The sequence below is a fragment of the Bacillus sp. LJBS17 genome, assembly GCF_019334685.1.
GTDB classification, from domain to species: domain Bacteria; phylum Bacillota; class Bacilli; order Bacillales; family Bacillaceae; genus Bacillus; species Bacillus subtilis.
In genome coordinates this window covers 915,661-941,150 of the sequence record NZ_CP079759.1, presented here as the reverse complement: position 1 = coordinate 941,150, position 25,490 = coordinate 915,661, and the positions used below count along the sequence as shown (strand labels likewise).

The window sequence follows — 25,490 nt, the reverse complement described above, 5'->3', positions numbered from 1 at the left end:
TCCGCTTCCGCCCTTTCTATATCCCTGATCCTTCTGCGTACTCCAAATCTTCTGTTTTCTCGAATTCCGACAGCACTCTCTGTCTGATCGCTTGGAAATCCGGAGTCGTCCGGTTCCGCGGATACGCCAGGTGAATGGGCATCAGCTTATGGATTTTCCCCGGTTTGGCCTTAAGGATCGCAAGCTCATTTCCTAAATAAACAGATTCATCTATATCATGAGTCACGAGAATCATCGTTGTTTTTTTCCTCCTCCATATATCCAGCAGCACGTCCTGCAGGTGTTTTCTTGTAAAAGCGTCGAGTGCACCAAACGGTTCATCTAAAAGCAGCACCTCAGGCTCCCGCAGAAGGGCCCGGGCGATGGCTACTCTTTGTGACATGCCGCCTGACAGCTCGCGCGGATATGCTTTTTCCGATCCTTTCAATCTGACAATCTCGATCAGTTCATCCACCTTTTGTTTGACTTTTGGGTCCTTCAAATTCAAGTCGGCTGCAATATTCTGCTCAACAGTCAGCCAAGGAAAGAGGCGGTGTTCCTGAAAAATAAATCCTTGCTGAATACCCGGAGCTGTTACGCTGCGGCCGTTAATTTCCACACTCCCGTCATATTCAGAATCAAGCCCTGCAATAATCTTTAACAGGGTGCTTTTTCCACACCCGCTCGGTCCGATAAGCGTTAGAAATTCGCCTGGTGCGATTGATAATTCTATGTTCTCTAAGACCGTGTTTTTGCGGCCCTCTTGAACAAATGCCTTTTCTTTGATGCTGATGGTCACAGCCACTTTTATCCCTCTCTTTCTGCCAACCCCGCCTTCAAAAAAACAAAAAGGCCCCCATCTCTGTTCTTGTAGAGATGAGAGCCTTCGGCGGTCCGATCAGCTGCCCAATTGTTTTTTTTGTTTGAATAACATGTTAATTCAAATTATTCCGATATGTCAACTCTTTTTTAAATACGATTTTTGATATCCTTGTTTATCACTTACTCTGCTTGTTTCGCAAATAGAGAAGGAAAAATTATTTCTCCAAAAATTATTAAGTGTCATAAAAAGCTGTTACAACAAGGTTTTTCAACACTTTCGATACTAGATATCGATTAATAGAGATAACTATTTTATAATAATTATAAAATAATATTGACTTTTTACTTAGAGATGATATTATGTTCTTATAAATTCCAAGAGGTGATAACATGAGTTCAAATAAACTGACAACTAGCTGGGGCGCTCCGGTTGGAGATAATCAAAACTCAATGACTGCCGGTTCTCGCGGACCAACTTTAATTCAAGATGTACATTTACTCGAAAAATTGGCCCATTTCAACCGAGAACGTGTTCCTGAACGTGTTGTTCACGCCAAAGGAGCAGGCGCACACGGATATTTTGAAGTGACAAACGACGTAACAAAATACACGAAAGCCGCTTTCCTTTCTGAAGTCGGCAAACGCACACCGTTGTTCATCCGTTTCTCAACAGTTGCCGGTGAACTTGGCTCTGCTGACACAGTTCGCGATCCGCGCGGATTTGCTGTTAAATTTTATACTGAAGAAGGAAACTACGACATCGTCGGCAACAATACGCCTGTATTCTTTATCCGCGATGCGATTAAGTTCCCTGATTTCATCCATACACAAAAAAGAGATCCAAAAACACACCTGAAAAACCCTACGGCTGTATGGGATTTCTGGTCACTTTCACCAGAGTCACTGCACCAAGTGACAATCCTGATGTCTGACCGCGGAATTCCTGCAACACTTCGCCACATGCACGGCTTCGGAAGCCATACATTCAAATGGACAAATGCCGAAGGCGAAGGCGTATGGATTAAATATCACTTTAAAACAGAACAAGGCGTGAAAAACCTTGATGTCAATACGGCAGCAAAAATTGCCGGTGAAAACCCTGATTACCATACAGAAGACCTTTTCAACGCAATCGAAAACGGTGATTATCCTGCATGGAAACTATATGTGCAAATCATGCCTTTAGAAGATGCAAATACGTACCGTTTCGATCCGTTTGATGTCACAAAAGTTTGGTCTCAAAAAGACTACCCGTTAATCGAGGTCGGACGCATGGTTCTAGACAGAAATCCGGAAAACTACTTTGCAGAGGTAGAACAAGCGACATTTTCACCTGGAACCCTCGTGCCTGGTATTGATGTTTCACCGGATAAAATGCTTCAAGGCCGACTTTTTGCTTATCATGATGCACACCGCTACCGTGTCGGTGCAAACCATCAAGCGCTGCCAATCAACCGCGCACGCAACAAAGTAAACAATTATCAGCGTGATGGGCAAATGCGTTTTGATGATAACGGCGGCGGATCTGTGTATTACGAGCCTAACAGCTTCGGCGGTCCAAAAGAGTCACCTGAGGATAAGCAAGCAGCATATCCGGTACAAGGTATCGCTGACAGCGTAAGCTACGATCACAACGATCACTACACTCAAGCTGGTGATCTGTATCGTTTAATGAGTGAAGATGAACGTACCCGCCTTGTTGAAAATATCGTTAATGCTATGAAGCCGGTAGAAAAAGAAGAAATCAAGCTGCGCCAAATCGAGCACTTCTACAAAGCGGATCCTGAATACGGAAAACGCGTGGCAGAAGGCCTTGGATTGCCGATTAAAAAAGATGCTTAATGGAGAAATGCAAAAACCCGCTGTAGTCAGCGGGTTTTTTTATATTTAGTTACACATTGCGTATGCTTCTCATCAATCTTCATATAAATTTCTTCCATGAGTTCCGCGCTGTTTATAATCTCTCGTTTGTTTTTTTCAATCAGCAGCTCAAGCGGCAAAATCTGATTCCCGTAGGTTTTTCGCTTCCTGAATCGTTTTCTCCCCTTTTCTTTTTTGACTCCCATCAATAATCCCTCCTTTTTCATACAAAAAAGGCCCTTATCTAAAAGATAAGAGCCTTCGGTGTCCCGATCAGCGCGATAAATTTGAAAAATTTGTACTGACCATGTTAATTCATACAATACCGACCTGTCAACTATTTTTTGAGGGTATTGATACTATATCAGATTGCATCCCCGCTTTTTCCTTATACACTCTTATCCCCTGACGCATAAGCTAGAGAAACTAGAATACGAGAGAAAGAGATGTGGGTGTGTGGAAAAGACAAAATTGACCGGACGTATCGTGACACGGGATGATCCGGACTTTCGAGTTAAACGATGGGAGACTACGTAAATTGGCCAGATATCAAAATCAGAAACTGGCCAAGAACATATTACGGCGAAAACGTTGAACGACTCCGCCGTGTCAAAACGAAATATGATCCAGAAAATGTTTTCCGCTTTGAACAGAGTATTCCTCCGCTTCGACGCTCTCTGTTTTTCTAAAAAAATGAAGATGGAGCATTCTCCATCTTCATCTTATTTATTGATATAAATTGCTTCCCGTATCGACAAACTCTTTTGCTTTTTCTTTTAATCCTTTATTTATGGCTTCTGCTTCACTGAGATCGTTTTTCTTTGCATAATCCCGAATATCCTGTGAAATTCTCATGCTGCAAAATTTCGGGCCGCACATGGAACAAAAGTGAGCGGTTTTTGCTCCTTCAGCAGGCAGGGTTTCATCATGGTATTCAAGGGCTCTCTCCGGATCAAGAGATAAATTAAACTGATCCCGCCAGCGGAATTCAAAACGGGCTTTCGATAACGCATCATCCCGGATTTGCGCTCCGGGATGCCCTTTTGCAAGGTCTGCCGCATGCGCAGCGATCTTATATGTAATGACTCCTTCACGAACATCATCACGGTTTGGCAGCCCCAAATGCTCCTTCGGCGTTACATAACAAAGCATTGCTGTCCCATACCAGCCGATCATCGCCGCTCCGATCGCTGAAGTAATATGGTCATATCCCGGAGCAATATCCGTTGTCAACGGCCCCAATGTGTAAAAAGGCGCTTCTTTACAAATGTCCATTTGTTTATCGACGTTCTCTTTGATTTTATGCATCGGAACATGTCCAGGACCCTCAATCATCACCTGAACATCATGCTTCCAGGCAATTTGCGTCAGCTCTCCAAGCGTCTCTAATTCAGCAAACTGCGCTTCGTCATTGGCATCAGCAATTGATCCGGGACGCAAACCATCCCCAAGTGAGAAAGCAATATCATACATTTTCATAATCTCACATATTTCTTCAAAATGTGTGTATAAAAAGCTTTCTTGATGATGAGCCAGACACCACTGCGCCATAATCGCTCCCCCGCGTGACACAATACCAGTTGTCCGTTTGGCAGTCAGCGGTACATACCTAAGCAAAACACCCGCGTGAATCGTAAAATAATCCACTCCCTGCTCTGCCTGCTCGATTAGCGTATCACGATAAATCTCCCACGTTAAATCCTCCGCTACGCCGTTTACTTTTTCAAGCGCCTGATAAATCGGAACAGTTCCCACAGGCACGGGGCAATTGCGGATAATCCATTCACGCGTCGTATGAATATCTTTTCCGGTAGAGAGATCCATCATCGTATCCGCTCCCCAGCGGATGGCCCACGTCATTTTTTCCACTTCTTCTTCAATGGATGACGTAACCGCTGAATTCCCGATATTCGCATTAATCTTCACATGAAAATTCCGGCCGATAATCATTGGCTCACTTTCAGGGTGATTAATGTTTGAAGGAATAATCGCCCGGCCGCTGGCTACCTCGTCTCTGACGAATTCAGGAGACACATGCTCACGAATGGCGATAAATTCCATCTCAGGTGTAATGATCCCCTTTTTTGCATAGTGCATTTGTGTGACATTTTGACCTGCCTTCGCCCTCAGCGGTTTCCGCTTTAATCCTGGGTAGCTTACGTTTGGATTTGCTTTTTTATAACCGTTATCTTCTGGTTTTATAGCCCGACCTTCATACTCTTCCACGTCACCGCGCTCTGTGATCCATTTTTGGCGGAGCGGCTTTAATCCTTCTTGAATATTAATGGTTACTTCAGGGTCCGTATACGGTCCGCTTGTATCATAGACACGCACAGGCGCGTTTTCCTCTTCGCCGAACGATCCCGTCGTCGGACTCAATAGGATCTCCCTCATCGGCACTTGGATGTCCGAAGAAGAACCCTCCACGTATACCTTCTTGCTGCCTGAAAAACTTGACATAATGGAAATGTTGGCTTGCTGCACTGAATTGTTTTGCATTACTTTTCCTTCCCCTCTCTACGTTTGAAAGGACAAAATCAAGCCCATAACCAGCACAAAAAACCGGATTCATATAAATGAACCCGGTTACAGTCAGAAAGAAACATATTATTGCCCAGCAAGACAATAACAAAAACAATTCCTCTACTTCCCCACGCTGGTACGAACCAGATCAGGTCCAAAGGGTTAAGAAGCTTACCTTCTCTCTCAGCCCGAAAGCGGGCACCCCCAGTAACTATTGATTTCGCACTCATCTTATCATAAAATCAATCTGAAAAAAAGAGGAATATAGATAATATTCAGCCAATTTCACCCTAAATATTTGACCGGCAACGGAATTTCAGCTATTTCATGTTCAGCCATCATCACCCGATATGCCTTTCCTTCCGACCTTGAACTCACAGTCTGAAACAGCTGATCATTTATGAAATGGAGAGCAGCCCCATCATCCGCTGCATAGCCACTGCATAAGAACTTGTTAGATATCAGCTGGTGGTATGCCGGTCTCCGATCCTTTTCCCCGTCATAATGGGGACAAAAGCTCCCTTGCAAAAAACCTAAACTTTTCAAACTTGTCAGCGGTCCGGCTGAATCCGTCACCCCTTCTTCAAACCAGCAGATCGCACCGGCACTTAATCCAGCTAAAACCACACCGTTCTTCCATGCTTCCCTAAGAATCTGGTCAAGCCCCCACTCTTTCCATAACACAAGTAAATTCCGCGTATTTCCCCCGCCAACATAAATCACGTCCATTTCCATAACAAAAGAAGTTAAATCTGTTGATGGCGGCTTAAACAAAGATAAGTGAGACGGCACACAATCCAGTGTTTGAAATGCATGATAAAACCGCTGAATATAGTTTTGGGAATCTCCGCTCGCCGTCGGCAAAAAACAAATACGAGGCTGCTCTCGTTTTGATTGATTGAGGATATATTGATCGAGGGACAAATTATCCGGCTCCATCGAAAAACCCCCGCCCCCCATCGCAATAATCTGCTTCATCATCACACCCCCCAACAAAATTTGTTGCTTATTATAGCATTTTGTATAGAAGCAAGAAACAAAGCCAAATACTTTCTTATCAGGAGCTGCTAAAAAAACAAAGGGGGTGGTTTCCCATTGAACAAAGTCTTTGTCCCAAAGATATTCTTGATTTGTTAACAACAATAAAAACCAGCATTAACAAATACACTGTCGCAATAACAGAAGCCGAAAATCCCCACATCAGAATAGCATTGCATGATCAATTAGATACAACTGTTTATCTCCATGATGAACTGTCAGATCTTCTGTTAGAAAAGGGATGGCTCGGGTGAGCAATTCCAAATCAAATCGATTAGATTTATCTTACAGCAAAGACCACAAAAAGAGACGGGATCTCAAAGATGAGATGCCGTCTCTTTTTTATTGCTCCACTCTTCTTAAAGCCTCATTTACCGTTTCTTTTATAAACGCGTCTTCACCGCTTAATCGGTCTAAACTGAGATCGCCGTTTCTCAGCCTTTCGGAAATATTGTTTATATCCTCCTCTACTGTGATTTGCAGCTCACCAGCCAAAAACATTCTGTGTAATTCATCTGCAACCAAACTTTCTTTATTCACTTCCATCCACTCCTTTATTTTCAATATTATTCTTAGTCTGTCCCTAGGCCGAGACGAATAATAGGAAAAAAGTATGAATCAAACGAATCTTTTTTCCTCCTTCTTGCGTATATCTGTTGAGAAAAAAGAAAAAGGGGAAGATCTAACATGTCATTTTTTAAGAAACTTGCGGCAAGTGCCGGAATTGGAGCTGCAAAAGTAGATACAATTTTAGAAAAAGACGCATATTTTCCAGGAGAAGAAGTACAGGGAACGGTACATGTCAAAGGCGGAAAAATCGCTCAGGACATCCGTTATATCGATTTACAGCTTAGCACACGGTATGTCATTGTAAAAGACGATGAAGAGCACCGGAAATACGCTACAATTCATTCTTTCCGGGTCACTGGTTCATTTACCATACAGCCTGGTGAAGAGCATCAATTTCCGTTTACATTCACTCTGCCTCTAGATACGCCGATGACTGTAGGGAAAGTAGAGGTTGCCGTGGTGACAGACCTTGACATTCAAGGCGGTATCGATAAATCCGATCATGACCGCATTTTCGGATTGAAAATGTGCTGGAAGCAATCGAAAACCTGGGCTTCCGTCTTAACGAAGCAGACTGTGAACAAGCGCCCTACTTCCGACGCCGCCTTCCGTTCGTTCAAGAATTCGAATTCGTTCCGACTTCCGGATATTATCGTCAGATGCTTGATGAATTAGAGCTCATTTTCCTTTTAGACGAAGACGGTTTGGAAATCATTTTCGAAGTCGACCGCAGGGCAAGAGGACTGCGAGGATGGCTGGAAGAGATGTATAATGACGGAGAACAGCTTGTACGCGTCCGTTTCAGCCAATCAGAGCTTGAAGATGCAGAAGAGCTTGAAGAGGTGTTAGAAGAGATCTTAGACCAATACGCTGAGTAAGTATAAAAAGGAGCCTCGGCTCCTTTTCTTTAATAAAAAATAAAAACCCGTGTCTATTAAGAAACGGGTTTTTCAGTATACCGGTGGTCGGGGTCGAACCGACACTCCAGAAGGAACACGATTTTGAGTCGTGCGCGTCTGCCAATTCCGCCACACCGGCAAGTTTTACGTCGTATCTAACCGACGAATATAACTATATCATGGATCTCATAAAGTGTCAACGTATTTCAAAAAAGTTTTTTTGGAAATAAAAATAAAAGTGTTGAAAGACTAGCTATACAGCCGCTTTATAATAGGCCTCGGAACTTAACTTGTTATGATAAAACAAAGCATTAAAAAAATGATCTACTTATGTAGATCATTAATATGATTAGTTATAATGATAAAACACAAACACCAATTCAACTTACCATGTAAGTAAAATTGGTGCCGAGGGCCGGACTTGAACCGGCACGGTAGTCACCTACCGCAGGATTTTAAGTCCTGTGTGTCTGCCAATTCCACCACCCCGGCAATAAGAAGGCGACACCCGGATTCGAACCGGGGATAAAGGTTTTGCAGACCTCTGCCTTACCACTTGGCTATGCCGCCGTAATTGGAGCGGAAGACGGGATTCGAACCCGCGACCCCCACCTTGGCAAGGTGGTGTTCTACCACTGAACTACTTCCGCATTTTAAATGGACTTAATACATTATATGCAGTTGATATAAAAAGTGAGACTGGGCTAGCTGGATTCGAACCAACGCATGACGGAGTCAAAGTCCGTTGCCTTACCGCTTGGCTATAGCCCAATGATAATATGGGGCGATTGATGGGAATCGAACCCACGAGTGCCAGAGCCACAATCTGGTGCGTTAACCACTTCGCCACAACCGCCATAATCTCAAGATGTCATAAATTTGGCAGGGGCAGTAGGAATCGAACCCACACCGGAGGTTTTGGAGACCTCTGTTCTACCGTTAAACTATGCCCCTATAAATGGTGGAGGGGGGCAGATTCGAACTGCCGAACCCTGAGGGAGCGGATTTACAGTCCGCCGCGTTTAGCCACTTCGCTACCCCTCCACATTAAATTTTGAAAAAACAGTGCCGGCAAGAGGACTTGAACCCCCAACCTACTGATTACAAGTCAGTTGCTCTACCAATTGAGCTACACCGGCATAGGTGGTGGCTCGGGACGGAATCGAACCGCCGACACACGGATTTTCAGTCCGTTGCTCTACCAACTGAGCTACCGAGCCTAAGTATTTAAATGGCGGTCCGGACGGGACTCGAACCCGCGACCTCCTGCGTGACAGGCAGGCATTCTAACCAACTGAACTACCGGACCATTTTGAAATTTGGTTGCGGGGGCAGGATTTGAACCTGCGACCTTCGGGTTATGAGCCCGACGAGCTACCGAACTGCTCCACCCCGCGATGATATAATGGTGGAGGATGACGGGCTCGAACCGCCGACCCTCTGCTTGTAAGGCAGATGCTCTCCCAGCTGAGCTAATCCTCCATCATATAATGACCCGTACGGGATTCGAACCCGTGTTACCGCCGTGAAAGGGCGGTGTCTTAACCGCTTGACCAACGGGCCCAGACTTTCAATTGTAATTATGTATAAGTATCAGTGGCGGAGAGCAAGGGATTCGAACCCTTGAGACGGAGTTGACCGCCTACACGATTTCCAATCGTGCTCCTTCGACCACTCGGACAGCTCTCCAATAATGGCTCCGCAGGTAGGATTCGAACCTACGACCGATCGGTTAACAGCCGATAGCTCTACCACTGAGCTACTGCGGAATGAAGTCTGCCTGGCGATGTCCTACTCTCACAGGGGGAAACCCCCGACTACCATCGGCGCTGAAGAGCTTAACTTCCGTGTTCGGCATGGGAACGGGTGTGACCTCTTCGCCATCATCACCAGACAATTTCAGTGACATTTAACATTATACTATGTATTCTTGAGAAAATCAAGTGTTTTTTCGAAAAAACTTATTCTCTCAAAACTAGATAACAGGTGTGCCATCATTCAAAAATATGGTTAAGTCCTCGATCGATTAGTATCTGTCAGCTCCATGTGTCGCCACACTTCCACCTCAGACCTATCAACCTGATCATCTTTCAGGGATCTTACTTCCTTGCGGAATGGGAAATCTCATCTTGAGGGGGGCTTCATGCTTAGATGCTTTCAGCACTTATCCCGTCCGCACATAGCTACCCAGCGATGCCCTTGGCAGAACAACTGGTACACCAGCGGTGCGTCCATCCCGGTCCTCTCGTACTAAGGACAGCTCCTCTCAAATTTCCTGCGCCCGCGACGGATAGGGACCGAACTGTCTCACGACGTTCTGAACCCAGCTCGCGTACCGCTTTAATGGGCGAACAGCCCAACCCTTGGGACCGACTACAGCCCCAGGATGCGATGAGCCGACATCGAGGTGCCAAACCTCCCCGTCGATGTGGACTCTTGGGGGAGATAAGCCTGTTATCCCCGGGGTAGCTTTTATCCGTTGAGCGATGGCCCTTCCATGCGGAACCACCGGATCACTAAGCCCGACTTTCGTCCCTGCTCGACTTGTAGGTCTCGCAGTCAAGCTCCCTTGTGCCTTTACACTCTGCGAATGATTTCCAACCATTCTGAGGGAACCTTTGGGCGCCTCCGTTACCTTTTAGGAGGCGACCGCCCCAGTCAAACTGCCCACCTGACACTGTCTCCCCGCCCGATAAGGGCGGCGGGTTAGAAGGTCAATACAGCCAGGGTAGTATCCCACCGATGCCTCCACCGAAGCTGGCGCTCCGGTTTCCAAGGCTCCTACCTATCCTGTACAAGCTGTACCAACATTCAATATCAGGCTGCAGTAAAGCTCCACGGGGTCTTTCCGTCCTGTCGCGGGTAACCTGCATCTTCACAGGTACTATAATTTCACCGAGTCTCTCGTTGAGACAGTGCCCAGATCGTTGCGCCTTTCGTGCGGGTCGGAACTTACCCGACAAGGAATTTCGCTACCTTAGGACCGTTATAGTTACGTACGCCGTTTACTGGGGCTTCAATTCGCACCTTCGCTTACGCTAAGCGCTCCTCTTAACCTTCCAGCACCGGGCAGGCGTCAGCCCCTATACTTCGCCTTACGGCTTCGCAGAGACCTGTGTTTTTGCTAAACAGTCGCCTGGCATATTCACTGCGGCTCTCTCGGGCTTGCACCCTAACAGAGCACCCCTTCTCCCGAAGTTACGGGGTCATTTTGCCGAGTTCCTTAACGAGAGTTCTCTCGATCACCTTAGGATTCTCTCCTCGCCTACCTGTGTCGGTTTGCGGTACGGGCACCTCTCACCTCGCTAGAGGCTTTTCTTGGCAGTGTGGAATCAGGAACTTCGCTACTATATTTCGCTCGCCATCACAGCTCAGCCTTATGGGAAACGGATTTGCCTATTTCCCAGCCTAACTGCTTGGACGCGGATATCCAATACCGCGCTTACCCTATCCTCCTGCGTCCCCCCATTGCTCAAATGGTGAGGAGGTGGTACAGGAATATCAACCTGTTGTCCATCGCCTACGCCTTTCGTACTCGGCTTAGGTCCCGACTAACCCTGAGCGGACGAGCCTTCCTCAGGAAACCTTAGGCATTCGGTGGAGGGGATTCTCACCCCTCTTTCGCTACTCATACCGGCATTCTCACTTCTAAGCGCTCCACCAGTCCTTCCGGTCTGGCTTCACAGCCCTTAGAACGCTCTCCTACCACTGTTCGAAGAACAGTCCGCAGCTTCGGTGATACGTTTAGCCCCGGTACATTTTCGGCGCAGAGTCACTCGACCAGTGAGCTATTACGCACTCTTTAAATGGTGGCTGCTTCTAAGCCAACATCCTGGTTGTCTAAGCAACTCCACATCCTTTTCCACTTAACGTATACTTTGGGACCTTAGCTGGCGGTCTGGGCTGTTTCCCTTTCGACTACGGATCTTATCACTCGCAGTCTGACTCCCAAGGATAAGTCATTGGCATTCGGAGTTTGACTGAATTCGGTAACCCGGTAGGGACCCTAGTCCAATCAGTGCTCTACCTCCAAGACTCTTACCTTGAGGCTAGCCCTAAAGCTATTTCGGAGAGAACCAGCTATCTCCAGGTTCGATTGGCATTTCACCCCTACCCACACCTCATCCCCGCACTTTTCAACGTGCGTGGGTTCGGCCTCCATTCAGTGTTACCTGAACTTCACCCTGGACATGGGTAGATCACCTGGTTTCGGGTCTACGACCACGTACTCATGCGCCCTATTCAGACTCGCTTTCGCTGCGGCTCCGCATCTTCTGCTTAACCTTGCACGGGATCGTAACTCGCCGGTTCATTCTACAAAGGCACGCCATCACCCGTTAACGGGCTCTGACTACTTGTAGGCACACGGTTTCAGGATCTCTTTCACTCCCCTTCCGGGGTGCTTTTCACCTTTCCCTCACGGTACTGGTTCACTATCGGTCACTAGGGAGTATTTAGCCTTGGGAGATGGTCCTCCCGGATTCCGACGGAATTTCACGTGTTCCGCCGTACTCAGGATCCACTCAGGAGAGAACGAAGTTTTGACTACAGGGCTGTTACCTCCTATGGCGGCTTTCCAGACCTCTTCATCTACCTCGTTCCTTTGTAACTCCGTACAGAGTGTCCTACAACCCCAAGAGGCAAGCCTCTTGGTTTGGGCTAATCCCGTTTCGCTCGCCGCTACTCAGGGAATCGCATTTGCTTTCTCTTCCTCCGGGTACTTAGATGTTTCAGTTCCCCGGGTCTGCCTTCTCATATCCTATGAATTCAGATATGGATACCACTCCATTACGAGTGGTGGGTTTCCCCATTCGGAAATCTCCGGATCAAAGCTTGCTTACAGCTCCCCGAAGCATATCGGTGTTCGTCCCGTCCTTCATCGGCTCCTAGTGCCAAGGCATCCACCGTGCGCCCTTTCTAACTTAACCGTTAAAAAGAATCACTATGTGATATCTTGTGTTACTAATTGAATGTGATGTCTACTGTTATCTAGTTTTCAAAGAACACGTTTCGAAGGAATGATCCTTCAAAACTAAACAAGACAGGGAACGTTCTGTTTATAAGACCCAAGGTCTTATATTCCGTATAATATCCTTAGAAAGGAGGTGATCCAGCCGCACCTTCCGATACGGCTACCTTGTTACGACTTCACCCCAATCATCTGTCCCACCTTCGGCGGCTGGCTCCTAAAAGGTTACCTCACCGACTTCGGGTGTTACAAACTCTCGTGGTGTGACGGGCGGTGTGTACAAGCTCGGGAACGTATTCACCGCGGCATGCTGATCCGCGATTACTAGCGATTCCAGCTTCACGCAGTCGAGTTGCAGACTGCGATCCGAACTGAGAACAGATTTGTGGGATTGGCTTAACCTCGCGGTTTCGCTGCCCTTTGTTCTGTCCATTGTAGCACGTGTGTAGCCCAGGTCATAAGGGGCATGATGATTTGACGTCATCCCCACCTTCCTCCGGTTTGTCACCGGCAGTCACCTTAGAGTGCCCAACTGAATGCTGGCAACTAAGATCAAGGGTTGCGCTCGTTGCGGGACTTAACCCAACATCTCACGACACGAGCTGACGACAACCATGCACCACCTGTCACTCTGCCCCCGAAGGGGACGTCCTATCTCTAGGATTGTCAGAGGATGTCAAGACCTGGTAAGGTTCTTCGCGTTGCTTCGAATTAAACCACATGCTCCACCGCTTGTGCGGTACCGTCAATTCCTTTGAGTTTCAGTCTTGCGACCGTACTCCCCAGGCGGAGTGCTTAATGCGTTAGCTGCAGCACTAAGGGGCGGAAACCCCCTAACACTTAGCACTCATCGTTTACGGCGTGGACTACCAGGGTATCTAATCCTGTTCGCTCCCCACGCTTTCGCTCCTCAGCGTCAGTTACAGACCAGAGAGTCGCCTTCGCCACTGGTGTTCCTCCACATCTCTACGCATTTCACCGCTACACGTGGAATTCCACTCTCCTCTTCTGCACTCAAGTTCCCCAGTTTCCAATGACCCTCCCCGGTTGAGCCGGGGGCTTTCACATCAGACTTAAGAAACCGCCCGCGAGCCCTTTACGCCCAATAATTCCGGACAACGCTTGCCACCTACGTATTACCGCGGCTGCTGGCACGTAGTTAGCCGTGGCTTTCTGGTTAGGTACCGTCAAGGTACCGCCCTATTCGAACGGTACTTGTTCTTCCCTAACAACAGAGCTTTACGATCCGAAAACCTTCATCACTCACGCGGCGTTGCTCCGTCAGACTTTCGTCCATTGCGGAAGATTCCCTACTGCTGCCTCCCGTAGGAGTCTGGTAGTGTCTCAGTCCCAGTGTGGCCGATCACCCTCTCAGGTCGGCTACGCATCGTTGCCTTGGTGAGCCGTTACCTCACCAACTAGCTAATGCGCCGCGGGTCCATCTGTAAGTGGTAGCCGAAGCCACCTTTTATGTTTGAACCATGCGGTTCAAACAACCATCCGGTATTAGCCCCGGTTTCCCGGAGTTATCCCAGTCTTACAGGCAGGTTACCCACGTGTTACTCACCCGTCCGCCGCTAACATCAGGGAGCAAGCTCCCATCTGTCCGCTCGACTTGCATGTATTAGGCACGCCGCCAGCGTTCGTCCTGAGCCAGGATCAAACTCTCCGATAAATGGATCACAGGTTAAATTCACCGCTTCCTGCGGCGACACCTGTGTGACCTGCGTCGTGCAGGCCCTAGTTTGACTGACTACGCACATCGCTGTGCGATTTTTTTAAAAACTGAATTAACAGGTACGTTTTGTCTTGTTTAGTTTTCAAAGATCATTTTCACTTCTTGTTGAAGCGACTTTATTAATATAACATTTTGACTTTCTTTTGTCAAATGTTTTTTTGATTTATTTTCCCGCCGCTGTGAGCTTGTTTTCTCAGAAGCGCATCAGCGACGTTTAATAATATAACACGGTCAAGAATCAGAGTCAACACCTTTTTTAAAAGAATATCCTCGGTGATAGACAGCCTGTCCTTTCGTTTCTATCTGGCAGACGTTGATAAGTCCCTTTTCTGTCAAGTAATCAAGCATAACGCCAAGATCTTGGGTAAAGTGCTTTAGGTCATGATGTTGAAGAAGCTCACCGAATTGCCAAATGTCTTTTTCTTTCATTACTTCGAAAAGATGCGCCGAACCGATCTCGGCTTTGGAATGGATGAGAAAATCATTTGCTAAGAATAATAATTCAAGTCTTTTTTCCAGGCTCTCGTGACTTTCAATCAGCTCGGAATATAACTTGTACACTTGCGGCTCCATCTGGCGCACTTGGCTCCACACCGTGGTTTCGGGATGGAATCCTCTGTCGATTACTTCAATACGTGCTAAATGATGCAGCGCATGAACAACGGCGTTGTAGGCATCTAAAAATTGATTGGCTTCAAAAAAAGCTTTCCCTTCAACATACCTTCTGATTAATTTGCCGTATTCGAGTCCGATCTTCAGTTTACGTTCGGCAAACGGAAATGTATTCAGCCTGTCAATCAGTTCAACTACGTATTCATTACGGTCAAACAAAACTCTGCCATTTACAATCCAATCTATGATTCTTCTATTTGTTCCGAGCAAAATCCATTCTTGAATCTGAGAATCTGTTACCACATGCAAAGAAGCTGTTTGATGATCAAATTCATAATGCTTTATAAAAACTGGCTCATCAGCATCCTTTACAATCACCAGCAAAGCTGCATCAAAGTTATCTGTTAAGGAAGATGTTTTGTTTCTTCTCTCAATCATAATGACAGCCAATGTGTTGGGATGACTTGCTCTTTCTTGGTAAATTGGACGGAGAAGATTTTCCATCACTATTCCTCCAATGCAATTGTTCAAATTTTTTTATTCTCTATTTGATTCAATTCTATGGTTAAAACGAAATTCCTTTTTTCTAAACACATTGAACTATTATAAACAATTTCACAGTAACTCTCCATATGTAAATTCCAGTTCAACCGAAAACATGAAGAAAATCCCATCGGGTTTGTGCTATAGTTAAATCAGAGGGGGATGGACATGGCGAAATACTCCAGCAAAATTAATAAAATCAGAACATTTGCGTTAAGTTTGGTTTTCGTTGGGTTTATCATTATGTACATCGGGATCTTTTTCAAAGAGTCAGTTTTGCTATCTAGTTTGTTTATGATACTTGGACTTTTATCCATCGGTCTCAGCACGGTTGTTTACTTTTGGATCGGAATGCTTTCGACCAAAGCGGTTCGCGTCATTTGTCCGGGCTGTGAAAAAGAGACAAAGGTTTTAGGAAGAGTCGATATGTGCATGCATTGCCGAGAGCCGCTGACTTTAGATAAGGGATTAGAAGGAAAAGAATTTGATGAGTCTTATAATAAAAAGAAAATGTCGAAATAAAATAAGCTGACCGTTTCGTGCGGTCAGCTTATTTTTAATGATTTTCTTTTTTCGAACACTCTTGGCAGACGCCGTAAATTTCTAAACGGTGGTGGCTTACCTTGAAGCCCGTGACGTGGGCAGCGAGCTGCTCCACTTCATCAAGGCCCGGGTAGTGGAAGTCCACAATTTTACCGCAGTTTTCGCAAATCGCGTGATAGTGATCAGATGTCACAAAATCGAATCTGCTGGAAGCATCACCGTATGTGAGCTCTTTTACCAAACCTGATTCCCGGAACACACGCAAATTGTTATATACTGTCGCTACGCTCATGTTAGGAAATTTCCCTTCCAGAGCTTTATATATATCGTCCGCTGTTGGATGAGCCATAGAGTTAACGAGATATTCCAGAATCGCATGACGTTGAGGAGTAATGCGAACTCCGGTTTCCTTCAACGTTTCTAAGGCTTCTTTTAGTTCATGTGCAGCCATCCGTCATGCACCTCTCTTCTAAAAAAAATTCTTACATTGTAATGTTTATAATTAGTGTAACTCTTTCTACGATAATTTGTCAATTGATATCAGGGTAAAAGTAAGCATAGCATCATAGAGACTTACTTTTCCGACATATCTTTGAGGGTTTGAAGCGCTTCGGCTACATGGTCCTTTACTTTTACTTTTCTCCATTCTTTAATGAGCCGGCCTTCTTTATCAATTAAAAAAGTGGAACGCTCGATTCCCATATACTCTTTTCCGAAGTTTTTCTTCAGCTTCCACACATCAAACGCTTCCGCCAGCTTATGCTCGTCATCAACAAGAAGCAGAAATGGAAGGTTATGCTTCTCTTTAAATTTTCCGTGTTTTTCCTGGCTGTCCGGGCTGACGCCGATAATGACGGCATCCAGTTCGGCGAAGCTTTCGTGACTGTCCCGAAAATCGCATGCTTCAGTTGTACATCCCGGTGTCATGTCCTTTGGATAAAAATAAAGCACGATGTACTTTCCTTTATAATCCGATAATTTTACTGTTTCCCCATGATCGCCTTTTAACTCAAGATCAGGCGCTTTTTGTCCGATTTCTATAGTCATTACGTTACCTCCGGATGTTTTTTTATTAAGCGTATCCAATTCTTGTCCAGATTACAACCATCTCAGCTGAATCTGAAGCCCGAAGCCATTGTTCTTGTTCGGAAGCATGCTACAATAGAAAGGACGCATGGAGATATAGGAGGTTTTTATTCTTGCATACAAAATCAATTGAACTTCACAATGAGGCATTACAGCACATTGTCGGCGGGGTAAACAGCCCGTCTAGATCATATAAAGCAGTCGGCGGCGGTTCTCCTGTTGCAATGGAGAAAGCAAGCGGCGCTTATTTTTGGGATGTGGACGGCAACAAATACATCGATTATTTAGCGGCGTACGGTCCGATTATTACAGGACATGCCCACCCGCATATTACAGAAGCGATTAAAAAAGCGGCAGAGAACGGTGTATTGTATGGAACACCAACGAAACACGAGGTTACATTTGCAAAGATGCTCAAAGAAGCCATTCCCGCTATGGACAAAGTAAGATTCGTCAATTCGGGTACAGAAGCCGTTATGACGACCATCCGCGTGGCTCGCGCATATACAGGCCGGACAAAAATCATTAAATTTGCGGGCTGCTATCACGGGCATTCGGACCTTGTGCTTGTCGCCGCAGGCTCCGGCCCGTCTACTCTCGGCACACCAGACTCAGCCGGTGTACCGAAAAGCATTGCAAACGAAGTGATCACAGTACCATTTAATGATATCGATAGCTATAAAGCAGCTCTTGATAAATGGGGCAGTGAAATCGCGGCGGTTCTCGTTGAACCGATTGTCGGCAACTTCGGTATCGTCGAGCCGAAAGAGGGCTTCTTAGAAAAAGTAAATGAATTGACACATAATGCAGGCGCTCTCGTTATTTACGATGAAGTCATTACGGCTTTCCGCTTTATGTATGGCGGCGCTCAGGATCTCTTACAGGTGAAACCAGATTTAACAGCACTCGGGAAAATTATCGGCGGCGGACTTCCGATTGGCGCCTATGGCGGCAAACAAGAAATCATGGAGCAGGTAGCTCCGCTAGGGCCTGCTTATCAGGCAGGAACAATGGCAGGGAACCCCGCTTCCATCCTATCAGGCATCGCTTGTCTGGAAGTGCTCAAAGAAAAAGGCGTGTATGAAAAGCTTGATCACCTTGGCGCTATGCTTGAGGAGGGTATTTTGAAGCACGCAGAAACACACGGCATCACCATTACGGTCAACCGGTTAAAAGGTGCGCTCACGGTATACTTCTCTGATGAGAAAGTGGAAAATTACGAGCAGGCTGAACGGAGTGACGGAGAAACATTCGCTACGTTTTTCAAGCTGATGCTGGAACGCGGAATTAATTTAGCACCTTCTAAGTATGAAGCTTGGTTTATTACCACAGCACATACAGAGCAGGATATTAAAGACACGCTTGCAGCGGTCGAGGATGCTTTTAAACATCTTAAAAACTAGAATCAGATACTTTGAACAGGAGCTTTGGGCTCCTGTTTTTTTATGGAATCAAACAACGTGTAAGATTTTGGTCTTTTTCTAGAAAAATAGCTTGAATATTTGTATCGATCCCTGTATATTACTTAATTGTTTAGCAAATAAACTAACCGGGAATTTTAAGGATTAGCCCATTTGCTATGTCACACAATTTACTATAGAAAGGAATGCACGCACAAACCAATGAAACTTGGTGCCCGCATTTTCAAAACCGGGATTGCGATTACACTTGCTCTTTATTTGGCTTCGTGGATCGGGCTTCCCGCGCCGATTTTCGCTGGAATTGCAGCGATATTTGCGATCCAGCCGTCGATTTACCGCTCTTTTCTCATTATTATTGACCAGGTTCAAGCAAATATCATCGGAGCTGTGATTGCCACAGTGTTCGGCCTTATTTTCGGACCCAGCCCGATTATGATCGGGTTAACAGCAGTTATTGTCATTACAATCATGCTGAAACTTAAAATTGAACATACAATTTCAATTGCTCTTGTAACAGTCATTGCGATATTAGAATCTGCCGGTGACGACTTTTTAATGTTCGCGCTGATCAGAACAAGCACAGTCATCTTAGGGGTGCTTTCTTCCTTTATCGTCAACCTTGTGTTTTTGCCTCCTAAGTACGAAACAAAACTGATTCATAATACCGTCGAAAACACCGAAGAAATTATGAAGTGGATCAGATTGTCCATGCGGCAGTCGACAGAGCATTCGATTTTGAAAGAGGATATTGAAAAACTGAAAGAAAAAATGATCAAGCTTGATCAGACATATCTTCTATATAAAGAAGAAAGAAGTTACTTTAAGAAAACGACTTATGTGAAATCAAGAAAGCTTGTCCTGTTCAGACAGGCCATTATTACTGCAAATCGGGCGCTTGATACATTGAAGAAGCTGCATCGTCTGGAAAACGAGATCTATCATATGCCGGAAGAGTTTCAGGAAACATTGACTGAAGAACTTGATTACCTGCTTTACTGGCACGAACGGATTTTGATGAGGTTTGTCGGAAAAATCAAGCCGCATGATGACGCGGTTGAAGAAGGCATCCGGTATAAGCAGCTTTTAACAAAGTCATTTTTAAAAAATCAGCAGAATACGGATGAGGAGCTTATTGATTACAACATGCTCAATATTATGGCAAGCGCCGTGGAATATCGCGAGCAGCTTGAACATTTAGAAACACTTATCACAAGTTTTCAAACGTATCATCCGAAAGACTGCGAAATAGAAACAGAAGAGTAACCCGGTTAAACAGCCGGGTTTTTTTTATATACAAAAAAATCTTATATCCTTCGTTAAAAGGATATAAGATTGATGTTTTAGTTCAAATTTTGAATGGTAAATAAGTGCTTGTACTGGCTCTCATAGTCCATGAGTTCATCATGGGTTCCGATTTCAATGATTGTGCCGTTTTCCATGACAACAATCTTATCCGCATGGGTGATTGTCGATAAACGGTGGGCGACAACAAAAGTTGTTCTATCCTTCGCCAGTTTGTCCATTGCTTCTTGAATGTAATGCTCACTTTCCAAATCCAGAGCTGATGTAGCTTCATCTAAAATGAGGAGCGGCGGATTTTTCAGGAATACCCGCGCAATTGAGATCCGCTGCTTTTGTCCGCCTGAAAGCTTAACGCCACGTTCTCCCACCCGGGTCTCATATCCTTCTGGAAAACTCATGATAAATTCATGGGCATTTGCAGCTTTGGCGGCTTCGATTATCTCTTCAAGTGTGGCATCAGGCTTGCCGATCGCGATATTTTCCCGAATCGTTTCACTAAATAAAAAGGTATCCTGAAGCACCATACCAACCTGGTTGCGAAGGCTTCTTGCTTCATAATCGCGAATATCCGTCCCATCAATCAGCAGTCTGCCGCTTGTTACATCATAAAATCTTGGGATCAGGCTGACGAGCGTTGATTTTCCTCCTCCGCTCATGCCGACGAGAGCTACAGTTTCTCCTCTATTTACTTTTAAGGATACATCATGAAGAATATTTTCTTTGTCCTTCTCATATTGAAACGAAACGTTTTGAAACTCCACTCCTCCGCGAATCTGATCGGCCTTTATCGCATTTGGTTTGTCAGTGAGTTCATAGGGCTCGTCAATAAATTCAAATACCCTGTCCATTGATGCGATTGACTGTGTCAAAGTTGTAGAGGAATTGATCAGCCTTCTAACAGGGTTGTACATTCTGTCAATATATCCGACAAACGCGACCATTGTTCCGACTGTCAGCGGTCCATTAATGACAAAATACCCGGCGCACGCTATGACGATGAGCGGCGCCAAATCTGTAATGGTATTAACGACCGCAAAGGTTTTGGCGTTCCAATTCGTGTGTCGGATGGCTTTATCTAAGAAATGACCGTTTTTCTCATTAAATTGAGCCTGTTCATGATCTTCTATCGCAAAGCTTCTGATGACAGGCATGCCTTGAATGCGTTCGTGCAAATGCCCCTGCACTTGAGCAAGAGCCTGTGAGCGCTCCCTTGTCAGCTTTCGTAAACGGCCGTAAAAATACTTCACTGATATTCCGTATAATGGGAATAATACGATAGAGATCAGCGTTAATTTAACGTCCAGTGTGAGCATGATCGAGATTACAATCAAAATCGTCAGCATATCGAGCCATATATTCATCAGCCCTGTGATGACGAAATCCTTTGTTTGTTCTACATCATTAATCACTCGGGAAATGACTTCCCCTGTTCTTGTATTCGCGTAAAAACGCAGGCTCAGTTTTTGTATATGGTCAAACAGCTTAGCTCTTATATCATAAAGCACCTTGCTGGCAGTCCACTGGGCAAAATATTGCCGGTAATATTCAACAGGCGGGCGCAAAATTAAAAATAAGGCGAACATGATCGCCATAATCGTGAACAATGACGTTGTTTTGTCACTAGCCGTGCCGCCTCCTTGAATAATGTCGTCAACTACGTACTTCAGAAGCAATGGGAGAGCAAGCGGAATGGAGAATTTTACGATCCCGATTAACACTGTAACGAAAATTTGCTTCTTATAAGGTTTGACGAATTGCATGTAGCGTTTCATAACCCCCACGTTGATTCCCCCTCTCTCTTTATCATGATGTGTGTGAGCCCATGTGAAAAACCTGTTGTACCCCGCAACAGGTTTTTACGTAACCATTATTTTGTGTAGCGCAAATACCGTTCATACCACATATCGACAAACTCGGGCGCAAACGGTCCCTGACGCTGGTGAATCCAATGGAGCAGCGTATTTAAGTAGTCTCTTAAAATACTGTCGATTTCTTTTGGATAATTCATGGCTTTCCGATGATCATCATATTCGTCTTCATCGAGAATATTGTAGGTCATGTCAGGAAAAACCTTAACATCTAAGTCATAATCAATATATTTAATTGCTTCGCCATCATAGGCAAACGGAGAACTGATGTTGCAATAATAATGAACCCCGTCTTCCCTCAGCATCCCGATGACATTAAACCATTGTCTTGCGTGAAAATAACAGATTGCGGGCTCTCTGGTTATCCATGTCCGGCCGTCTGATTCGGTTACCATCGTCCGGTCATTGGCTCCGATGACACACATTTCTGTACTTTTTAAGATTGTTGTCTCATTCCAAATTCTATGAATCAGCCCGTTGTGCTTATAGCTGTGAATTTGAATGGTTTCTCCTTCCTTGGGATAGCCCATATTTCTCCCCTACTTTCTATAAAGCCCTACAGTTAGTATGTCCAAATTTGCTTACCGACAACGTCTTTTACCTATTATAACGTTACAAATTGAAAAATGAAAATAAAAGAGCCATTCCGGCCGGGGAATGGCACATTCCTGCACTACACAAAGGAAGACGGCTTTTCTGAGCTGCGATATGAACGAATGACCTGCTCTGTCTGCTTTTGAAACATATCCTGTATATCGGCAAGGTGTTTCCGTTTTACCGCAATTTCAGCCTGAATCCCACGCAGCTTTGCATCCCTTTCCAAATGCCGGAGTTCCGCCTCAATTTGTTTGCAGCGGTCGAGCTCTGATTGGAGATCGAGAAGCTTATCCATCGTTTTCATCTGTTCACTTACCAGCTTTTCAAATTCCGTCATCGGTTCCTCCTTCAGCCTGATGAAAGTATAAACATTTCCTCCTTTAATCATTTCGATCTCCATAAAGCAAACCCTTTGACTCATTCTGTAGACCTTCCACAAGTTTTGTCGTTTTTCAAACAGAAAAAAGCACTTCCACCCGAAGATGAAGTGCTTTTTTCTGTTTCAGTGATTAGCTGTTTTGTTGTTTGTTTTGTTCAGCAGATTGGTTTTGCTGTCTTACCTGCTGTACGTCAGTTTCACTAGCGAATTCAGTGCCGAATTGACCTTGTTGGCCAGCTGATTGCTGGTTTTGTTTTCTGACTTGCTGAGCGTTTGTTTCGCTAGCAAATTCAGTGCCAAATTGACCTTGACCAGCAGCTGATTGTTGGTTTTGTTTTCTAACTTGTTGAGCGTTTGTTTTGCTGAAGTTATTTGAGTTAGCCATTGTTATCACCTCCACGGTCATTAGAATGTGCAGGTGATCGTATAGCTATTCCTCTTTTTTAAAAATTTTTAAACGAGCAGTGAGCGTCCGCCGTCAACGATAATTGTCTGTCCGCGGATCATGTCAGCCTTGGAAGACACTAGAAACTCCACAGTATCAACCATGTCTTTAATTTCGACCATGCGTCCCGCCGGCGTATTTTGGCGCGCATCCTCAAGCAGATCTTCTCTATTCGGGAAGTGCTTCAGCGCATCTGTGTCGATCGCTCCGCCTGAAACAGCATTGACGATAATTTGTTTTGGTGAAAGCTCAACGGCAAGATAACGGGTTAAAGCCTCTAACGCTGCTTTTGATACACCGACCGTGGTGTAGTTTTCAAGATAGCGGATAGAGCCTAATGAACTGATGCTGACAATATGTCCGCCACCGTTCTTCTCCATTAGCTTGGCAGCTTCCTGAGCGCAGAAAAGCAATGCTTTCGCATTAATGTTCATCGTCCAGTCCCAGTGTGTTTCTTCTAATTCCATGACAGGTCTTAGTACTCCTGATGCGGCATTATTGACAAAAACATCAAGTCTGCCGAACGTTTCATCAATTTGCTGAAACATTTCTTTGATTTTTGCAGGCTGTCCTACGTTTGCTTTTACGACAAGAACTTTAACGCCAAGCTTTTCGATTTCTTCCGCTGTTTCTAATGCTGCTTTTTTGCTGCGTGCATAGTTAATGACGATGTTATAGCCGTTCTCAGCAAGTCTGATCGCGGCCGCTTTTCCGACACCGCGGCTGCTTCCTGTTACGAGTGCACATTTATTTTGTTCCATTTTTCCTCATCTCCTTGTAGCGTATAGTTCTTTTATTTCCACAAACAATAATGGCAAGAACTTTAAAGGGGGTCTTCTGTTATGTATGTCGGACGTGATATGAGCGAATTGAACATGGTTTCCAAAAAAGATTGGAAGAACAGTGAACTCGCTTATTTTCATCATGCCTTTCAGCAAATTATGCCTTATTTGAACGAAGAAGGCCAATCAAAATACCGGGAGTTAACGCAAGAAATTGAAGCGCGCGGCGGAATGAAGCGCAATGAAGCGGACTACAGCCACGGCACGCGCGTCTCTTACGATTAAGAATGGTTTACGGAGCAGCCGAGATGGCGGCTGCTTCTACTGCCATCTTCCAGATTTTTTGATGTGACACCGGGAACGCAAATTGTTCGAGCTCTTCTTTCGTTACTTTTTTCAGCTTGCTGGTATCCGACACTTGTTTTACTTTACCGAAAAACACTGAAATATTCCATACCAGGTGGGTGAAAACATGCTCGACTACACCTTGCAGATCACTGATATCAGCTTGTATGCCATATTCGTTTTCTAAGAAAGCAATGAGCTGTTCACGCTCAGTTTTGATCCCTTTTTGTGTTTCAAGATTAGGGAATTCCCACAGGTTGGCGAGCAAACCTTTAGACGGCCGTTTGTGGATATACACTTGTCCGTCTTCATCAGTCAGTACGATCGCGGCCATGGTTTTGATCCCGGGCTTTTTCTTTTTGCTTTTTACCGGAAGCTCCCGTTCAGTGCCTTCTTCAAATGCTGAGCAATGCTGCTGAACCGGGCATAGCAGGCATGAGGGTGATTTTGGCGTACAGATCAAGGCTCCAAGCTCCATCAAGCCCTGATTAAATTCAGATGGTTTTTCTTTGGAAATAAAAGCTCGTATGGCGTCTTCAAAGATCGTTCTTGTTTTTGGTTTGGCAATATCATCCCAAATAGAAAGAATTCTGGACATGACACGCATCACATTTCCGTCAACTGCGGGAATGGGTTTATTGTAGGCAATGCTGAGCACCGCTCCCTTTGTATAAGGGCCGACGCCTTTTAACCCGCCAAAATCTTTCTCGTCTGGAGGGACAATGCCGCCGTATTCCTGTTTCACTTCTTTTACCGCGCTTTGCAGGTTTCTAACTCGCGAATAATAGCCGAGCCCTTCCCATGCTTTGAGCACCTTTTCTTCATCAGCATCAGCGAGCGCTTCCACTGTCGGGAATTGTTCCACAAACCGGAGAAAGTAAGGAATCACTGTCTCTACTCTCGTTTGCTGTAGCATCACTTCAGATACCCACACCTTATATGGATCTTGGTCCTCTCTCCACGGCAGAACGCGCTGCTCTCGTTCAAACCATGAGATTAAATCATCGCGAAATTGCTGTATGTCTTTTTGTTTTAATTTGTCTTCAAGTACGTTCATATGTGTTTCTCCCCAGTCTTTCGCGCCCCGCTTTTCTTTAGACTGTTTTTTGTTGTACACTAAGGGCACAGTACGATAATATGTTACATTAAATAGTAATAAAGAAAAAGCG

At 45.2% G+C, this 25,490-nt stretch carries 20 protein-coding genes, 16 tRNA genes, 3 rRNA genes, 2 pseudogenes and 1 riboswitch; of the genes and pseudogenes, 8 read left to right on the top strand and 33 right to left on the bottom strand.

What is annotated here, in order from left to right; genetic code table 11:
• Positions 1 to 16: 16 nt before the first annotated feature.
• On the bottom strand, positions 17 to 784 hold the full coding sequence (locus KXZ66_RS04795; protein WP_021479704.1) for an ABC transporter ATP-binding protein: 768 nt from the start codon (positions 782 to 784) through the stop codon (positions 17 to 19).
• A 407-nt stretch (positions 785 to 1,191) separates the two neighbouring features.
• Between KXZ66_RS04795 and katA the strand changes: the two genes are divergently transcribed.
• Positions 1,192 to 2,643, top strand: a complete 1,452-nt coding sequence (gene katA / locus KXZ66_RS04790) for a catalase KatA (RefSeq protein WP_014476225.1) — start codon at positions 1,192 to 1,194, stop codon at positions 2,641 to 2,643.
• 26 nt (positions 2,644 to 2,669) lie between these two features.
• Here katA and senS read toward each other — a convergent pair whose 3' ends face one another.
• Positions 2,670 to 2,867 (bottom strand): transcriptional regulator SenS, encoded by a 198-nt coding sequence (gene senS / locus KXZ66_RS04785; RefSeq protein ID WP_003245192.1) that lies wholly within the window; start codon positions 2,865 to 2,867, stop codon positions 2,670 to 2,672.
• A 312-nt stretch (positions 2,868 to 3,179) separates the two neighbouring features.
• Here senS and KXZ66_RS04780 point away from each other — a divergent pair.
• Positions 3,180 to 3,350 (top strand): annotated as a pseudogene (locus KXZ66_RS04780) (BBE domain-containing protein); the annotation flags it as partial.
• 37 nt (positions 3,351 to 3,387) lie between these two features.
• On the opposite strand, the gene thiC reads toward KXZ66_RS04780, so the two are convergent.
• Together thiC and KXZ66_RS04770 are read right to left on the bottom strand one after the other, a co-directional pair.
• Positions 3,388 to 5,160, bottom strand: coding sequence for a phosphomethylpyrimidine synthase ThiC (thiC, locus tag KXZ66_RS04775; protein ID WP_017697515.1), 1,773 nt, complete (start codon positions 5,158 to 5,160; stop codon positions 3,388 to 3,390).
• A 132-nt stretch (positions 5,161 to 5,292) separates the two neighbouring features.
• A riboswitch (TPP riboswitch) is annotated at positions 5,293 to 5,400 on the bottom strand.
• Between the two features lie 69 nt (positions 5,401 to 5,469).
• Positions 5,470 to 6,162 carry a Type 1 glutamine amidotransferase-like domain-containing protein gene (locus KXZ66_RS04770; protein ID WP_032725255.1) on the bottom strand — a complete coding sequence of 231 codons (693 nt, stop codon included), beginning with the start codon at positions 6,160 to 6,162 and terminating at the stop codon, positions 5,470 to 5,472.
• Positions 6,163 to 6,203: 41 nt separating this feature from the next.
• On the opposite strand from KXZ66_RS04770, the gene KXZ66_RS04765 reads away from it, so the two are divergent.
• Entirely contained in the window at positions 6,204 to 6,476 is a 273-nt protein-coding gene (locus tag KXZ66_RS04765; protein WP_014479230.1) for a spore coat protein, read from the top strand.
• Positions 6,477 to 6,564: 88 nt separating this feature from the next.
• On the opposite strand, the gene KXZ66_RS04760 is transcribed toward KXZ66_RS04765, so the two are convergent.
• On the bottom strand, positions 6,565 to 6,768 hold the full coding sequence (locus KXZ66_RS04760; RefSeq protein WP_014479229.1) for a hypothetical protein: 204 nt from the start codon (positions 6,766 to 6,768) through the stop codon (positions 6,565 to 6,567).
• Positions 6,769 to 6,909: 141 nt separating this feature from the next.
• On the opposite strand from KXZ66_RS04760, the pseudogene spo0M reads away from it, so the two are divergent.
• Positions 6,910 to 7,670: pseudogene (gene spo0M / locus KXZ66_RS04755) on the top strand (sporulation control protein Spo0M).
• 78 nt (positions 7,671 to 7,748) lie between these two features.
• Here the strand turns inward: spo0M and KXZ66_RS04750 are convergent.
• From KXZ66_RS04750 to KXZ66_RS04655, 20 genes are all read right to left on the bottom strand, one after another.
• Positions 7,749 to 7,830 (bottom strand) — tRNA-Leu (locus tag KXZ66_RS04750).
• A 264-nt stretch (positions 7,831 to 8,094) separates the two neighbouring features.
• Positions 8,095 to 8,183 (bottom strand) — tRNA-Leu (locus tag KXZ66_RS04745).
• Between the two features lie 7 nt (positions 8,184 to 8,190).
• Positions 8,191 to 8,261: transfer RNA gene (locus KXZ66_RS04740), tRNA-Cys, on the bottom strand.
• Between the two features lie 5 nt (positions 8,262 to 8,266).
• Positions 8,267 to 8,341 (bottom strand) — tRNA-Gly (locus KXZ66_RS04735).
• Positions 8,342 to 8,390: 49 nt separating this feature from the next.
• Positions 8,391 to 8,462: transfer RNA gene (locus KXZ66_RS04730), tRNA-Gln, on the bottom strand.
• A 9-nt stretch (positions 8,463 to 8,471) separates the two neighbouring features.
• Positions 8,472 to 8,547, bottom strand: a tRNA-His gene (locus KXZ66_RS04725).
• Positions 8,548 to 8,571: 24 nt separating this feature from the next.
• Positions 8,572 to 8,645, bottom strand: a tRNA-Trp gene (locus tag KXZ66_RS04720).
• A 5-nt stretch (positions 8,646 to 8,650) separates the two neighbouring features.
• Positions 8,651 to 8,735, bottom strand: a tRNA-Tyr gene (locus tag KXZ66_RS04715).
• 22 nt (positions 8,736 to 8,757) lie between these two features.
• Positions 8,758 to 8,830, bottom strand: a tRNA-Thr gene (locus tag KXZ66_RS04710).
• Positions 8,831 to 8,835: 5 nt separating this feature from the next.
• Positions 8,836 to 8,911, bottom strand: a tRNA-Phe gene (locus tag KXZ66_RS04705).
• Positions 8,912 to 8,923: 12 nt separating this feature from the next.
• Positions 8,924 to 9,000 (bottom strand) — tRNA-Asp (locus KXZ66_RS04700).
• An 11-nt stretch (positions 9,001 to 9,011) separates the two neighbouring features.
• Positions 9,012 to 9,088 (bottom strand) — tRNA-Met (locus KXZ66_RS04695).
• A gap of 9 nt (positions 9,089 to 9,097) precedes the next feature.
• Positions 9,098 to 9,173, bottom strand: a tRNA-Val gene (locus tag KXZ66_RS04690).
• A gap of 9 nt (positions 9,174 to 9,182) precedes the next feature.
• Positions 9,183 to 9,254, bottom strand: a tRNA-Glu gene (locus KXZ66_RS04685).
• 34 nt (positions 9,255 to 9,288) lie between these two features.
• Positions 9,289 to 9,380 (bottom strand) — tRNA-Ser (locus tag KXZ66_RS04680).
• A 5-nt stretch (positions 9,381 to 9,385) separates the two neighbouring features.
• Positions 9,386 to 9,460, bottom strand: a tRNA-Asn gene (locus KXZ66_RS04675).
• A gap of 9 nt (positions 9,461 to 9,469) precedes the next feature.
• A 5S ribosomal RNA gene (gene rrf, locus KXZ66_RS04670) occupies positions 9,470 to 9,585 on the bottom strand.
• Positions 9,586 to 9,697: 112 nt separating this feature from the next.
• Positions 9,698 to 12,619 (bottom strand): 23S ribosomal RNA (locus KXZ66_RS04665).
• 170 nt (positions 12,620 to 12,789) lie between these two features.
• A 16S ribosomal RNA gene (locus KXZ66_RS04660) occupies positions 12,790 to 14,335 on the bottom strand.
• Together the 16S, 23S and 5S rRNA genes with 16 tRNA genes alongside form the textbook arrangement of a ribosomal RNA operon.
• Positions 14,336 to 14,629: 294 nt before the next feature.
• Positions 14,630 to 15,514 carry a nucleotidyltransferase-like protein gene (locus KXZ66_RS04655; protein ID WP_003243727.1) on the bottom strand — a complete coding sequence of 295 codons (885 nt, stop codon included), beginning with the start codon at positions 15,512 to 15,514 and terminating at the stop codon, positions 14,630 to 14,632.
• A gap of 207 nt (positions 15,515 to 15,721) precedes the next feature.
• Here KXZ66_RS04655 and KXZ66_RS04650 point away from each other — a divergent pair, with 207 nt between their 5' ends.
• A complete protein-coding gene (locus tag KXZ66_RS04650) occupies positions 15,722 to 16,075 on the top strand; it encodes a YgzB family protein (RefSeq protein WP_014113119.1) in 354 nt (117 codons plus the stop codon).
• 34 nt (positions 16,076 to 16,109) lie between these two features.
• Here KXZ66_RS04650 and perR read toward each other — a convergent pair whose 3' ends face one another.
• Together perR and bcp are read right to left on the bottom strand one after the other, a co-directional pair.
• A complete protein-coding gene (gene perR / locus KXZ66_RS04645; protein ID WP_003223285.1) occupies positions 16,110 to 16,547 on the bottom strand; it encodes a peroxide-responsive transcriptional repressor PerR in 438 nt (145 codons plus the stop codon).
• A gap of 122 nt (positions 16,548 to 16,669) precedes the next feature.
• On the bottom strand, positions 16,670 to 17,143 hold the full coding sequence (gene bcp / locus KXZ66_RS04640; protein WP_003233532.1) for a thioredoxin-dependent thiol peroxidase: 474 nt from the start codon (positions 17,141 to 17,143) through the stop codon (positions 16,670 to 16,672).
• Positions 17,144 to 17,295: 152 nt separating this feature from the next.
• Between bcp and KXZ66_RS04635 the strand changes: the two genes are divergently transcribed.
• Positions 17,296 to 18,585 carry a glutamate-1-semialdehyde 2,1-aminomutase gene (locus KXZ66_RS04635; protein WP_015715541.1) on the top strand — a complete coding sequence of 430 codons (1,290 nt, stop codon included), beginning with the start codon at positions 17,296 to 17,298 and terminating at the stop codon, positions 18,583 to 18,585.
• A 219-nt stretch (positions 18,586 to 18,804) separates the two neighbouring features.
• On the top strand, positions 18,805 to 19,866 hold the full coding sequence (locus KXZ66_RS04630) for an aromatic acid exporter family protein (protein ID WP_003233537.1): 1,062 nt from the start codon (positions 18,805 to 18,807) through the stop codon (positions 19,864 to 19,866).
• A 77-nt stretch (positions 19,867 to 19,943) separates the two neighbouring features.
• On the opposite strand, the gene KXZ66_RS04625 is transcribed toward KXZ66_RS04630, so the two are convergent.
• The 5 genes from KXZ66_RS04625 to fabL form a co-directional block, all read right to left on the bottom strand.
• Entirely contained in the window at positions 19,944 to 21,686 is a 1,743-nt protein-coding gene (locus KXZ66_RS04625; RefSeq protein ID WP_009966836.1) for an ABC transporter ATP-binding protein, read from the bottom strand.
• Positions 21,687 to 21,772: 86 nt separating this feature from the next.
• The gene (locus KXZ66_RS04620; RefSeq protein WP_003223272.1) at positions 21,773 to 22,303 is read right to left on the bottom strand and encodes a nucleoside tri-diphosphate phosphatase; all 531 of its coding nucleotides are present in this window, start codon (positions 22,301 to 22,303) and stop codon (positions 21,773 to 21,775) included.
• 143 nt (positions 22,304 to 22,446) lie between these two features.
• A complete protein-coding gene (locus tag KXZ66_RS04615) occupies positions 22,447 to 22,707 on the bottom strand; it encodes a YgaB family protein (RefSeq protein WP_031315502.1) in 261 nt (86 codons plus the stop codon).
• Between the two features lie 172 nt (positions 22,708 to 22,879).
• Complete coding sequence (gene sspE / locus KXZ66_RS04610) at positions 22,880 to 23,134, bottom strand: gamma type acid-soluble spore protein SspE (protein ID WP_014476214.1); 255 nt, start codon at positions 23,132 to 23,134, stop codon at positions 22,880 to 22,882.
• Positions 23,135 to 23,202: 68 nt separating this feature from the next.
• Positions 23,203 to 23,955, bottom strand: a complete 753-nt coding sequence (gene fabL, locus KXZ66_RS04605) for an enoyl-[acyl-carrier-protein] reductase FabL (protein WP_003223262.1) — start codon at positions 23,953 to 23,955, stop codon at positions 23,203 to 23,205.
• Positions 23,956 to 24,036: 81 nt separating this feature from the next.
• Here fabL and KXZ66_RS04600 point away from each other — a divergent pair, with 81 nt between their 5' ends.
• The gene (locus KXZ66_RS04600; protein WP_003233542.1) at positions 24,037 to 24,261 is read left to right on the top strand and encodes a hypothetical protein; all 225 of its coding nucleotides are present in this window, start codon (positions 24,037 to 24,039) and stop codon (positions 24,259 to 24,261) included.
• A 7-nt stretch (positions 24,262 to 24,268) separates the two neighbouring features.
• Here KXZ66_RS04600 and mutY read toward each other — a convergent pair whose 3' ends face one another.
• On the bottom strand, positions 24,269 to 25,378 hold the full coding sequence (gene mutY, locus KXZ66_RS04595; protein ID WP_014479222.1) for an A/G-specific adenine glycosylase: 1,110 nt from the start codon (positions 25,376 to 25,378) through the stop codon (positions 24,269 to 24,271).
• Positions 25,379 to 25,490 lie beyond the last annotated feature (112 nt).

Bases quoted from the DNA above. Each gene is read 5' to 3' on its own strand.
- KXZ66_RS04615 (WP_031315502.1), bottom strand. From the start codon at position 22,707: ATGACGGAATTTGAAAAGCTGGTAAGTGAACAGATGAAAACGATGGAT.
- perR (WP_003223285.1), bottom strand. From the start codon at position 16,547: ATGGCTGCACATGAACTAAAAGAAGCCTTAGAAACGTTGAAGGAAACC.
- mutY (WP_014479222.1), bottom strand. From the start codon at position 25,378: ATGAACGTACTTGAAGACAAATTAAAACAAAAAGACATACAGCAATTT.
- KXZ66_RS04650 (WP_014113119.1), top strand. From the start codon at position 15,722: ATGGCGAAATACTCCAGCAAAATTAATAAAATCAGAACATTTGCGTTA.
- KXZ66_RS04600 (WP_003233542.1), top strand. From the start codon at position 24,037: ATGTATGTCGGACGTGATATGAGCGAATTGAACATGGTTTCCAAAAAA.
- KXZ66_RS04630 (WP_003233537.1), top strand. From the start codon at position 18,805: ATGAAACTTGGTGCCCGCATTTTCAAAACCGGGATTGCGATTACACTT.
- katA (WP_014476225.1), top strand. From the start codon at position 1,192: ATGAGTTCAAATAAACTGACAACTAGCTGGGGCGCTCCGGTTGGAGAT.
- KXZ66_RS04760 (WP_014479229.1), bottom strand. From the start codon at position 6,768: ATGGAAGTGAATAAAGAAAGTTTGGTTGCAGATGAATTACACAGAATG.
- KXZ66_RS04620 (WP_003223272.1), bottom strand. From the start codon at position 22,303: ATGGGCTATCCCAAGGAAGGAGAAACCATTCAAATTCACAGCTATAAG.
- KXZ66_RS04655 (WP_003243727.1), bottom strand. From the start codon at position 15,514: ATGGAAAATCTTCTCCGTCCAATTTACCAAGAAAGAGCAAGTCATCCC.
- senS (WP_003245192.1), bottom strand. From the start codon at position 2,867: ATGGGAGTCAAAAAAGAAAAGGGGAGAAAACGATTCAGGAAGCGAAAA.
- sspE (WP_014476214.1), bottom strand. From the start codon at position 23,134: ATGGCTAACTCAAATAACTTCAGCAAAACAAACGCTCAACAAGTTAGA.
- KXZ66_RS04770 (WP_032725255.1), bottom strand. From the start codon at position 6,162: ATGAAGCAGATTATTGCGATGGGGGGCGGGGGTTTTTCGATGGAGCCG.
- thiC (WP_017697515.1), bottom strand. From the start codon at position 5,160: ATGCAAAACAATTCAGTGCAGCAAGCCAACATTTCCATTATGTCAAGT.
- fabL (WP_003223262.1), bottom strand. From the start codon at position 23,955: ATGGAACAAAATAAATGTGCACTCGTAACAGGAAGCAGCCGCGGTGTC.
- bcp (WP_003233532.1), bottom strand. From the start codon at position 17,143: ATGACTATAGAAATCGGACAAAAAGCGCCTGATCTTGAGTTAAAAGGC.